Below are 12,019 nucleotides of genomic sequence, written 5' to 3'. Positions count from 1 at the left end.
TCAGGTACGGTTTAATTGATTGCAAGGTTCTTTGGCACAATATTTTCATAATACGCGGCGAACAAATTTTGTCGAACACAATGCTTGTTTTTAAAAGTTTATTTCGTCTCGCACACGGCGATGACGCAATAATTATAATTTAAAACTAAATAAAACATGACGAAACGTTTTATGAAATTGTCTGCGCTGCTAGCTATTGTATTATTTGTTGCAATGGCTTTCTCCTCTAAGAAAGAGGATTATAGCAGTTCTATATTCACTACAGATATTGTAGGTGACGTAGCCCATGTTCCTTACGAATATGAAGTGAATTTGAATTCACAAGATAGGATTCCCTATCTTGGGAAGTCGTTTCTTGGGTTCAGTTATGACCTCGGCTTTAGTGAAAGCAGTGGAAATTACACAGCCGTAAATAGATTAGGATATATGGGCAAATACCAGTTTGGCCGTTCAACCCTTAATTGGGTAGGAATTTATAATACCACTCAATTTTTGAATAGCCCATTGTTACAAGAAAGAGCTTTTAAAGCTTTAATTTCTAAAAACAAATGGGTATTGAGAGATTATATTGACCAATATGTTGGCCAAACAATTAATGGTATTAGAATATCCGAATCGGGTCTAGTGGCTGCGGCTCATTTGGGAGGTGCCGGAAATGTTAAAAAATTTTTGGACAGCAAGGGAAAGATTGTCTTTAAGGATGCAAATCGTGTACCTATCACTAAGTACATGAAACGCTTTGGAGGCTACGATATCTCTGAAATACTTCCAGATAATAACGCAAAAGCGACATTATAATTATTGGAAAAACCAGGTTGACAAGCCTGGTTTTTTTATTTTTAATAATTTAACATACTGTAAATCAAGTTAATAAAAAAAGCGTTATCTTTGCGCCCTCAAAAGAAGGTATAGCAATATGCCCGAATTTTAGAATGAATGAAAAAAAGATATTATTTTATTATCACTTTACTTGTTGTTACCGTAATAGTAGGGACAGGTTTTAATGCAAATGAAAGCAACTACGATTTTTCAGTTTTTAGTACTGAAGGTATGGAGTTGAACTACAATGTGCCCACAGAAGACGAACTAATTCCGTTAGACGCTCCTCTGAAACCTAAGTATTATTTATTCTTAGGGAAATCTTATTTAGGATTTAAAGAAGCTCTTGGTTTTAAAGAATCGAGAGGGGATTATCACGTGGTTAACCCTTATGGGTATATGGGAAAATATCAGTTTTCAAAGAATACCTTAAAAATGATGGGACTTAGAAATGCTGATAATTTTCTTTATAACACTCGTCAACAAGAAGCAGCTTTTACGGCTTACACTTCTTTAAATAAGTGGATTTTACGCAAAGATATTAAGCGTACTGTTGGTAAAGTAGTAGGTGGGGTAAAAGTTACAGAGTCTGGCATCCTAGCTGCAGCGCATTTAGCGGGAGCTGGAAATGTAAAGAAATTCCTTAGAAGTGGCGGTGCAGACGGTTTTGAAGATGCTAATGGCACTTCTATTCGTTATTACTTACGCAAGTTTTCAGGTTATGATACTTCGCATATTGTACCAAACAAGAAACCAAGGATAATGTAATTAAACACTATCCGTGAATGATAAATAAGGTGGGTCTTTTATGAAGGTCCACCTTTATTTTTTTCCACACACTCGCTGGAGCTGTTTTAATATACTCTGAAGGCAAAGTAATGTCGCAAGCAACACATATTCTAGTTTGTGGATTTAGGATGTCTATCAAACTTTGAAGCATCTGGTTATTGCGATATGGCGTTTCAATAAAAAGCTGTGATTGATCGAAGTCCTTAGAAAGCTTTTCTAAACGTTTTAATTCAGATTTTCTTTCACTTTTTTCGATAGGCAAATATCCATTGAAAGTGAAGTTTTGTCCGTTAAAACCACTTGCCATCATGGCTAGTAAAATAGACGATGGTCCTACAAGAGGCACTACTTTTATGCCTTTCTCGTGAGCGTAATGCACTGCTCTTGCTCCTGGGTCTGCAATGCCAGGGCATCCTGCATCGCTAATAACCCCAACATCAAACCCTTCTAAACAAGGATTGAGCATAGCGGGAATTTCTTCAGGTTGAGTGAATTTGTTTATTTCTTGAAGCTTTAAAGAAGATTGTTCCTTTTCAGGGGAAATACTTTTTATAAATCTTCGAGCATTTTTTTGATGCTCTACAATATAATGGTCTATACTATCAACGGTGTTTTTTACTGATGCTGGAAGAACAGCAAAAGGTGACACATCGCCTAGAGGGCAAGGGATAAGGTAAAGTTTTCCTTTTTCGGGCCTCATTATTGTAATTATTGAATTATAATTTTTTTGACAACAACTAGTTCTTTTTCAGAAGTTATTTTTGTAAGGTATATACTAGAACTAAAACTTAATACATTCATTTTCTTATTGTCAGAAGTATGCTTACCTCAAATTAGGGGAGGTTGACTGTTATTATTTAGTAGTGTTGACTATTAATTGCTATTGAAAACCTGGAATTATCTTTTAAAGTTTATTAGCAATTACTTCGCAAGCTTCATCCAGCATCTTATAAACATGATCAAAACCTGAGTCTCCTCCGTAATACGGGTCTGGAACATCTACATTTTCACCAGGGAAAATTTCGTTTAAAATAAGTTTTACTTTACTTCTGTGCTCGTCATTTTTCGCAAGATCCAACACGTTTTCTTTGTTGGAATTATCCATAACGTAAATATGGTCAAACTCATCAAAATCACTAACGCTGAATTGTCTTCCGCGTTGATTGGTTATGTCTAAATTATTTTTTTTAGCAACTGCAATACTTCTGCTGTCTGGTTTGCTTCCTACGTGCCAGCTACCAGTGCCTGCCGAGTCTACAATTACTTCTGAAGAATCAACCTTGGATTTTAAAAGACCTTCGGCCAAAGGAGACCGGCAAATATTGCCTAGACACACCATTAAAACTTTTGTTTTTGCCAAAATGAAATTTTAAAAATTTTTAAAATAAAGTAAACGATTATAGGCTTAATTCTAAATGAGAATTAAATTATAATGTCAATTTTTTGTTTAGATCTTCAACATACTTTCGGAACTGCTTGTCGGTACTAGAAAGATTATCAACAGTTTTACAAGCGTGCAATACCGTTGCATGATCTCGCTGACCTATTTGTGAACCGATAGAAGCTAGTGAAGCTTTGGTTAGTTTTTTAGCAAAGAACATCGCCAATTGTCTAGCTTGTACAATATGTCTTTTTCGCGTTTTAGATTGAAGTGTGCTTACATCCATTTGGAAATAATCACTAACTACTTTTTGAATGTATTCTATAGAAACTTCACGCTTGGTGTGTTTCACATAGTTGTCAACAATCTTACGAGCAAGATCAATTGTAATTTCTTTTTTGTTGAACGATGAATGAGCTATTAAGGAAATAATAGCGCCTTCAAGTTCACGTATGTTGGTTTTGATGTTGTTTGCCAAAAATTCTATAATGTCTTCAGGCATATCAACACCATCACGGTATAATTTACTCTTTATAATTGCAATTCTTGTGGCGTAATCTGGGTGATTTAATTCTGCAGATAATCCCCACTTAAAGCGTGAAAGTAATCGCTGTTCGATATCAATCATATCTACAGGTGCTTTATCACTCGTTAAAATAACCTGCTTTCCATTTTGGTGTAAATGATTGAAAATATGAAAGAAAACATCTTGAGTTCCAGCTTTACCCGATAGCAATTGAATGTCGTCAACTATTAATACATCTATTATTTGATAGAAGTGAATAAAGTCGTTTCTATTATTCTTAGTAACAGATTCTATATATTGCTGTGTGAATTTTTCAGCAGAAATATACAGAACAGTTTTTTCTGGGTATTTATCTTTTATATCAACGCCAATAGCGTGTGCTAAGTGAGTTTTTCCTAAACCTACTCCTCCAAATATCAACAGTGGATTAAATGATGTACCTCCTGGTTTGTTTGCTACTGCTAAACCTGCAGAGCGAGCCAAACGATTAGACTCTCCTTCTAGGAAGTTTTCAAAGTTGTAATTAGGATTTAATTGAGATTCTATTTTAACATTTCTAATTCCAGGAATTACAAATGGATTTTTTAATTCAGGACTTTTATTTTTTAATGGTACATCAATTTCTTGCGATCGTAAATTGCTGCGGTTTGCACTAGGAATTTTTTCAGTAAAGGGTTGCTTGTTGCCATATGTATTTTCCATACGGATTATATAAACCAACTTAGCGTTCTTACCTAATTCTTTGGTAAGAGCCACTTTTAAAATTTTCACGTAGTGCTCTTCAAGCCATTCGTAAAAAAACTTACTTGGCACTTGTATGCTGAGAGAGCAGTCAGCTAATTTAACGGCTTTAATTGGTTCGAACCATGTTTTATATGCTTGAGAAGAAATGTTGTCTTCTATAAAAGCCAAGCAGTTATTCCAAACCGATTCCGCAGTCTTGCTCATAATTTAATCTTGAATAATTTATTTTTAATTTTAGATGTGGCTAAAAAATAACGGATGGAGAGTTTCCGAGCTATTTCCTAACAGTGCAAATATGTGAACAAAATAGTTATAAAAAAAACCACTTTGGGGTTGAAATATTCAATTTTTTTCGTCATACTCCACTTTCGATAAAGCTACAAAAAACTTTTATCAAACACCCACATATTTTTAAGAAGGCAGTTGTAAAAATACTAAAGCACTATTAAAAAATTAATTAGTTGCTAGTTTTATTTTACTTAGATAAGTTTCAAGTTTTAAAAGAATTAATCGTAAGGACTTATAGGTAGTGGGGTTTGTTTTAAATTACTGGTTATAAGGCCAATAAGTGTTTATGTTTTTCAGTCAATTGTTAAACATATTTTGCAGAAAAATTAAACGAAAATAATTTCTTTTTCTTGAAAAAATAAAGTTTCTGTTTTCATTTTTTTTTGAAATTTATAATCAATCTAAACTGTATTAAAATTGAAAAATCTATTTCGTGATTTCAAAAAAAGAGGCATTAATATGTAAGCAGGTTTTTGAAATCTACAATTGGCTGTTTACCCTTTAAATTTTTGATAAAGGTTGTTGAAAAGTGCAATAATTTTATCAGTAATTTTAGGTCGTCTTAATTTTAAAAAAATCATCAAATTTCAGTTTAGACGTTAGTTTTTCTAATACTATTCTTTTTTGTCTTCTTCCTTGATGATTTTTACTTTGTATGTATTTTCAAAGAGTTGAAAAATTCTATCTGCATCTTTTTTTCTAACCGAAATTTCGAACTCACAACTCAGTTCAAGTTTCTGATTTACGATTTTGATGTTTTCATCTTTTAAAATGCGCATTACAGTATTCATTTCAGGATATTCACATTGCACGAAAAAGATTTCATCTATAGTTTTGGTGTGAATTTGGGAAGTTTCTAATGCCATTTGCGCTGTAGTTTTATACGCTTGAATTAATCCGCCCACGCCAAGCTTTGTTCCGCCAAAATACCGCACAACTACCACTAATATATTAGTAACATCAAAAGATTGCAATTGACCGTATATTGGCATTCCAGCGCTATTTGAAGGCTCCCCATCATCATTTGCGCGATAATGTTCGTAGCTTTTGCCTAACTGCCATGCGTAACACCAATGTCGTGCACTGTAATGTTGTTTTTTAAGATCTTCTAAATGATCTTTAATTTTTTCTTCTGAAGTAACAGGAAAAGCATATCCAAAAAACTTACTTCCTTTCTCTTTGTAAAGAACTTCTTCCGATGGTTTTAAAATGGTTTTATATGTGTCTTTTTCCGTTTCCAAAAGTGTGTTTTTAATTTTTAAACTACCATTTTTCCAAAGCTATAAATAATATACTTAGCACAGCCAACCCAATTCCAATCCAGTTTTTTTTCAATAACTTTTCCTTAAAAAGTAAAATGCCTAAAATAGTAGAAGCCATTACAATCGCAACGTTATTTACAGTAAAAACCCCAGAGCTTTCAAGTATATCGCTGCGTAGAGCTTCAACTAGAAAGTAAACGGAAAAATAGTTTGGAACACCTAAAGCAATTCCGCCAATTAAGTGTTTAAATTCAAACTTAAAACTTCCTTTAACTAGTTGAAATATTAAAATTGCAAATCCAATTAGGCCAGCCATGGCATAAATTGTTGCGGAAAATATCGGGATATCGTTTTTAGCAATAAACTCGCCTTCTAAATATTTGATAGTTGTGTCTATAGTGCCACTCCCTAAAAATACTAGAGCAGGAAAAATAAAATTTGATAATTTTATTTTAATTCCATCTTTAGTTTTAATAGAAGCTAGGTACACAGCAAATAAAGCCAGGATAATTCCAAAAATTTTAAAAAACCCAAGACTTTCTTTATAATAAAGTAACCCGAATAAAATTGGGATAACTACACTCATTTTTGTGGCTACTGAAACCACCGAAAGTCCACTGCGCTGTGTTGTTATCGCCATTAAATTAAAAACCAAAATAAATAACCCACCTAAACCAAGGGCAAATGGAAACCATTCAAATTGTGGTACTTCAGAAAATTTTATTTTATTTTCCTGAAGGATAATTCCGCAGATAGAAGCAGTGACATAATTAAACGTAAGAGCTTGAAAAGTATTGATTTTAAAACGTGAAAAAAGCTTAAAAACCACAAAGATCATTGTGGAAGAAAGTACGCTAAAGAGAAGTGCTATCAAAGGCTGGGGTTTTTAAAAATTTTTAATATGTCTTCCTTTATCATTTTTTCAGAAGAAATATCACCTTTAAAAATAGGAGCTTTTATTCCTTCGCTAAATGTATTCTTGCCTGTAAAAACATACGCTTCATCCCAAAGTGACGCGTCGATAAATGATTGTAAGGTCTTTGAACCTCCTTCAATGATTACAGATTGAATGTTGTTTCTGAAAAGAACATCACAGATTTGTTTTGGGATATTTTTTGTAAAATCTAATTTCTCAAATTCAATATTTCCTGAAGTTTTGCTCTTATTATCGTTAAAAACAATAGTTTTTACACTCCCGTCAAATACTGAAACTTCTGGCGAAATTTTTAAGGTTCTATCAATAATAATTCGCACTGGATTTTTGCCGTACCAATCTCTTACTGTAAGTGTTGGATCGTCTTCTAAAACAGTATAAGTGCCGACTAAAATAGCCTCTTCTTCGGCTCGCACTTTATGCACAATTTGTCGCGAAAATTTATTTGTAATCCAGATTGGTTTTTTTTCATTTCGAGTTTCGCTCTTTGGGGCGATAAAACCATCCAAAGTTTGCGCCCACTTCAAGAAAATATAAGGTCTTTTTTTGGTGTGAAACGTAAAAAATCGCTTGTTAAGCTCGCCACATTTCTTGTCTAAAATTCCAACAATCACTTCGCATCCAGCTTCAATTAATCTTTTTATTCCACGGCCGGCAACTTGGGGATTAGGGTCTAAGCTTCCAATTACTACTTTTTTAATACCCGATTCAATTATTAGATTGGCACAGGGTGGAGTTTTTCCAAAATGACTGCAAGGCTCTAGGCTTACATATATTGTGGCTTCTTTTAGGAGTTCTCTATTTTTAATATTTTTTAAGGCGTTTACTTCAGCGTGTGGCTGTCCTGCTTGATAATGCCAGCCTTCGCCAATAATCTTATTATTGTGTACAACAACGCTGCCCACCAAAGGATTTGGATAGGTGGTTCCTAGTCCGTTTTTAGCGAGTTGTATACATCGCAACATATATTTTTCGTGTATCTTCACAGCGTAAAAATACAAGGTTTTAATTAGAATGAACACACCAATTATCCGACTTATAAAAAAGAGTGATAATCTTCAAATCGCCAAAGTAATACGCAGCGTTTTGGAGGATTTCAACGTGCCAAAAGTTGGTACCGCCTATGCTGATACTGCTTTAGATTGTATGTATGAAACCTATAACAAACCCAAAACAGCATATTTTGTAGTTGAAGTAAATAATAAAGTAATTGGAGGCGCTGGAATTGCTAATTTGGATAATTTTGACGGTAACATCTGTGAACTTCAGAAAATGTATTTTTTATCAGAAGCTAGAGGGAGGGGAATCGGGAAGCAAATGATGGAAGTTTGTTTGTTAAAAGCCCGCGATTTTGGCTATGAGAAAATATATCTAGAAACTATGGAATATATGACTCAAGCTCAGAAACTTTACAAACATTCAGGATTTGAATATATTGAGGCTAGAATGGGAGATACGGGACATTATTCTTGCCAAGTGCATATGTTGAAAACGTTGTAAATTCCGTTTAAACGACAATATTCCATCTTAAATAAAAAACTAAGACAACTTTTGAAAATTTCAAAATTAAAAAAATACTTTCACGAACAACTTTCAGGATTTTATGCTTCGGAAGAAATTCAATCTTTTTTCTATATACTTTCTAAAGAATATCTGAATCTTTCTCGGGTTGATATTGCCTTAAATCCCGAAACAGAAGTCTCAACAAATGATTATGATAAGTTTCAAATTGCGCTTTTTAAGCTTAATAATCACGAGCCTATTCAATATATATTAGGAGAAACAGAATTTTATGGACTACCAATTAAAGTGAATAAATACACTTTAATTCCCCGTCCGGAAACAGAGGAGTTAATAGATTATATAATGTCTAATCATAAAACCACCACTCAGCATTCTGAGCCCACTTCTATACTTGATATAGGCACGGGTAGTGGTTGTATTGCTGTTTCTTTAGCTAAAAACCTTCCAAATACTAAAGTGTCTGCGTTGGATATATCAGAAAAGGCAATACAGGTCGCAACTGAGAATGCAGAAATTAATAATGTAAATGTTAATTTTTTTCAAACAGATATTTTAAAAGTAACATCACTTCCAGAACAATACGATATTATAGTTTCCAATCCACCGTATGTTCGAGAATTAGAAAAAGAAATGATGCATGAAAATGTTTTACGACATGAGCCGGATTCTGCATTATACGTGACTAACAGTGATCCATTGCTGTTTTATAGGTCAATTTCACGCTTAGCAAAAATACATTTAAAGTCTGGTGGAAAACTATTTTTCGAGATTAATGAGTACCTTGCTGATGAAATGGTTGCGCTTTTAAAGGATGAAGGATTTAAAAAAATAGAAGTGAAAAAAGACATTTTTGGAAAAGATCGCATGATAAAGTGTTTTAAGTAGTCTACTTTAAATTCGATGTTTGTAGCATAAAAAGCCGTTGTAACCGAGCAAAGAGATTTGATTATGAATAAACTTGAAAAAATATGTGTTTTCTGCGGAAGTAGTGAAGGTAATGACCTTGCAATAACTGCTGCTTCTGAAAAACTAGGAAAAATATTCGTTGAAAAAAATATAACATTGGTGTATGGTGCTGCGAAGATCGGTGTGATGGGAGTTATAGCAAAAAGCGTTTTGGATAACAAAGGAAAGGTAATAGGGATTATTCCAAACTTTTTGAAGAAAAAGGAAGTTGTTCATCTAGGACTTACCAAGCTAATAACTACCGATAATATGCATCAACGCAAATTAAAAATGCAGGAAAATAGCGATGGATTTATTGCGCTACCAGGCGGAATGGGTACTTTAGAGGAGCTTTTTGAAATTATCACTTGGCTACAGCTTGGCTTGCATTCAAAACCAATTGGATTATTAAATGTCAATGGTTTTTATAACGACCTTATAAAAATGCTGGAAACTATGGTGCGTAAAGGATTCTTGTCTATGGATAATTACAATCTGCTTTTAGTGGATTCTAATCCTCAGCAACTTCTTAATAAAATGGAGAAGTTTAAACCGATAGATCAGCCAAAATGGTTGAATGATGATAGAACGTAAGCGGCATCTATATTAAAGATGTTCTTTAATTTAAGCTTTTAAGAATGAATCAGGGGAGTTTTACTTTTTTCGAAGTGTAAAATAGGTCTCTTCTCTTTTATAATAGTGCTTTAGTTTTATATTTGTTGTATGAATATTGAACAGCAAATTACATCGCTTCGAAACGAATTAAGAGAGCATAACTACAACTACTACGTGCTTGATAATCCAATCATTTCCGATTTTGAATTTGATCAAAAACTGAAACAACTTCAAGATTTAGAAAAAGCACATCCAGAATTTCACGATCCAAATTCGCCAACGTTAAGAGTTGGTGGTGAAATCACTAAAAATTTTAAAACCATTCCGCATACTTTCAGAATGTATTCATTGGATAACTCCTATTCAAAAGAAGATTTGGAAGATTGGGAAAAGCGAATAGAAAAAATGGTGGATGGCAATGTGGAATTTACATGTGAGCTAAAGTACGATGGAGCTTCAATAAGTCTTACTTATGAAGATGGTAAGCTTGTAAAAGCTGTTACTCGCGGTGATGGATTTCAGGGGGATGATGTTACGGCAAATGTAAAAACCATACGTTCTGTTCCTTTACAATTAAAAGGAGATTATCCGCCATTATTTGATATTCGAGGTGAAATTGTTTTGCCTTTTGAAGGTTTTACAAAGATGAATGCCGAAAGAGTAGAAGCAGGAGAAGAACCTTATAGAAATCCACGAAACACCGCATCGGGTAGTTTAAAACTTCAAGATAGTGCCGAAGTGGCAAAACGTCCGTTAGATTGTTTGTTGTACAGTTTAGTAGGGGAAAGACTTCCTATAAAAACCCAATTTGAGAGTTTAGAAAAAGCAAGACAATGGGGATTTAAAGTGCCAACTGAAGCCAAGCTGGCAAAAAGTTTGGATGAGGTGTTGGCTTTCGTTAATTACTGGGATATTCATCGTCACGAACTACCTTATGAAACAGATGGCGTTGTTGTAAAAGTTAACAACCTTCAACAACAAGAAGAGTTGGGCTATACTGCAAAAGCTCCACGTTGGGCAATGGCTTATAAATTTAAAGCAGAGCAGGTTTCCACGGTTTTAAATCAAATTACCTATCAAGTGGGGCGAACGGGAGCAATTACTCCAGTTGCAAATTTGGAGGCAGTTGAATTGGCTGGTACTATTGTAAAAAGAGCTTCACTTCACAATGCCGATCAGATTGAGAAACTTGATATTCGTGAAGGCGATACGGTTTTTGTAGAAAAAGGAGGAGAGATTATTCCGAAGATAATTGGGGTAGATTTTACACAAAGAGATCCTAATTCACAGCCTACTCAGTATATAAGTGAGTGTCCAGAATGTAGCACTACATTAGTGCGTACAGAAGGTGAGGCGCAACATTATTGTCCTAATGCTGAAGGTTGCCCGCCTCAAATTATCGGTCGAATTCAACATTTTATCTCGCGAAAAGCGATGGATATAGAAGGGCTAGGAGGTGAAACGGTTGCACTGTTGGTAAACAATGGCTTGATAAATAACTACGCAGATCTATATTTGTTAAAATCTGAACAAATTATTCCATTAGAGCGAATGGCGCATAAAAGTGCCGAGAATATTGTAAACGGGATTGAAGCTTCAAAACAAATACCTTTTGAAAGAGTTCTTTTTGGTTTAGGAATTCGTTACGTTGGAGAAACAGTTGCTAAAAAATTAGCAAAACACTACAAAACGATTGATGCGCTTATTAATGCTTCGGAAACAGATTTAGTCACTGTAGATGAAATTGGAGAGCGTATTGCTCAAAGTGTAGTGTCGTTTTTCGCTTTAGAAGAAAACCTTACCGCCATTGAAAGATTGAAAAGCTACGGCGTTCAGCTTGAAATTTCTGCCGAAGAACTTGCCAATCAAACAGATACTTTAAGTGGACAGGTTTTTGTGGTTTCTGGCGTATTTACAAAGGTTTCTCGTAATGAGCTCAAAAAGCTAATTGAAGATAATGGAGGGAAAGTTTCAAGTTCTATCTCTTCAAAAACAGATTTTGTAGTAGCGGGAGACAATATGGGACCTAGTAAAAGGACGAAAGCTGAAAGTCTAAGTGTGGCAATTATCTCTGAAGACGATTTTCTTGAAATGATTGGCATTTAATAGGAAATATAGATTAAAATTTTTGAAAATAAACCGTGTTAAATTTGGAATTTAAAACTTCAAAAATGAATTTCAATTTGAAGGGC

General features: G+C 34.2%; 12 protein-coding genes and 1 pseudogene. 6 read left to right on the top strand and 7 right to left on the bottom strand.

What is annotated here, in order from left to right; all coding sequences use genetic code 11:
• Window positions 1–156: 156 nt before the first annotated feature.
• Together RT250_RS00535 and RT250_RS00530 are read left to right on the top strand one after the other, a co-directional pair.
• On the top strand, window positions 157–798 hold the full coding sequence (locus tag RT250_RS00535; RefSeq protein WP_313111137.1) for a hypothetical protein: 642 nt from the start codon (window positions 157–159) through the stop codon (window positions 796–798).
• Between the two features lie 138 nt (window positions 799–936).
• Entirely contained in the window at window positions 937–1,587 is a 651-nt protein-coding gene (locus tag RT250_RS00530) for a peptidoglycan-binding protein LysM (protein ID WP_313111135.1), read from the top strand.
• Window positions 1,588–1,594: 7 nt separating this feature from the next.
• Here RT250_RS00530 and RT250_RS00525 read toward each other — a convergent pair whose 3' ends face one another.
• The 7 genes and pseudogenes from RT250_RS00525 to ribD all read right to left on the bottom strand — a co-directional run bounded on the left by RT250_RS00525 (window position 1,595) and on the right by ribD (window position 7,729).
• Window positions 1,595–2,308 carry an SAM-dependent methyltransferase gene (locus RT250_RS00525; RefSeq protein WP_313111133.1) on the bottom strand — a complete coding sequence of 238 codons (714 nt, stop codon included), beginning with the start codon at window positions 2,306–2,308 and terminating at the stop codon, window positions 1,595–1,597.
• 8 nt (window positions 2,309–2,316) lie between these two features.
• A pseudogene (locus RT250_RS13650) lies at window positions 2,317–2,415 on the bottom strand (hypothetical protein); the annotation flags it as partial.
• 97 nt (window positions 2,416–2,512) lie between these two features.
• Window positions 2,513–2,947: a low molecular weight protein-tyrosine-phosphatase gene (locus RT250_RS00520; protein WP_313112160.1), complete on the bottom strand. Its 435-nt coding sequence runs from the start codon at window positions 2,945–2,947 to the stop codon at window positions 2,513–2,515.
• 88 nt (window positions 2,948–3,035) lie between these two features.
• A complete protein-coding gene (gene dnaA / locus RT250_RS00515; RefSeq protein ID WP_139855115.1) occupies window positions 3,036–4,463 on the bottom strand; it encodes a chromosomal replication initiator protein DnaA in 1,428 nt (475 codons plus the stop codon).
• Between the two features lie 698 nt (window positions 4,464–5,161).
• On the bottom strand, window positions 5,162–5,788 hold the full coding sequence (locus RT250_RS00510) for an IMPACT family protein (RefSeq protein WP_313111129.1): 627 nt from the start codon (window positions 5,786–5,788) through the stop codon (window positions 5,162–5,164).
• A 22-nt stretch (window positions 5,789–5,810) separates the two neighbouring features.
• The gene (locus RT250_RS00505) at window positions 5,811–6,683 is read right to left on the bottom strand and encodes an EamA family transporter (protein WP_313111127.1); all 873 of its coding nucleotides are present in this window, start codon (window positions 6,681–6,683) and stop codon (window positions 5,811–5,813) included.
• Entirely contained in the window at window positions 6,680–7,729 is a 1,050-nt protein-coding gene (gene ribD / locus RT250_RS00500; protein WP_313111125.1) for a bifunctional diaminohydroxyphosphoribosylaminopyrimidine deaminase/5-amino-6-(5-phosphoribosylamino)uracil reductase RibD, read from the bottom strand. The genes RT250_RS00505 and ribD overlap by 4 nt, the downstream gene beginning before the upstream one ends.
• A gap of 28 nt (window positions 7,730–7,757) precedes the next feature.
• On the opposite strand from ribD, the gene RT250_RS00495 reads away from it, so the two are divergent.
• The 4 genes from RT250_RS00495 (at window position 7,758) to ligA (ending at window position 11,933) form a co-directional block, all read left to right on the top strand.
• Window positions 7,758–8,243 (top strand): GNAT family N-acetyltransferase, encoded by a 486-nt coding sequence (locus RT250_RS00495; protein ID WP_313111123.1) that lies wholly within the window; start codon window positions 7,758–7,760, stop codon window positions 8,241–8,243.
• Between the two features lie 51 nt (window positions 8,244–8,294).
• Window positions 8,295–9,152 carry a peptide chain release factor N(5)-glutamine methyltransferase gene (gene prmC / locus RT250_RS00490; RefSeq protein ID WP_313111121.1) on the top strand — a complete coding sequence of 286 codons (858 nt, stop codon included), beginning with the start codon at window positions 8,295–8,297 and terminating at the stop codon, window positions 9,150–9,152.
• Between the two features lie 63 nt (window positions 9,153–9,215).
• On the top strand, window positions 9,216–9,806 hold the full coding sequence (locus RT250_RS00485; RefSeq protein WP_313111119.1) for an LOG family protein: 591 nt from the start codon (window positions 9,216–9,218) through the stop codon (window positions 9,804–9,806).
• A gap of 129 nt (window positions 9,807–9,935) precedes the next feature.
• Window positions 9,936–11,933, top strand: a complete 1,998-nt coding sequence (gene ligA / locus RT250_RS00480; RefSeq protein WP_313111117.1) for an NAD-dependent DNA ligase LigA — start codon at window positions 9,936–9,938, stop codon at window positions 11,931–11,933.
• Window positions 11,934–12,019: the final 86 nt, after the last annotated feature.

Source organism: Aequorivita sediminis, assembly GCF_032080575.2.
Lineage (GTDB): Bacteria > Bacteroidota > Bacteroidia > Flavobacteriales > Flavobacteriaceae > Aequorivita > Aequorivita sediminis.
Note: the sequence above shows the minus strand (reverse complement) of the source record. Positions and strands in the feature narration are given on the sequence as shown.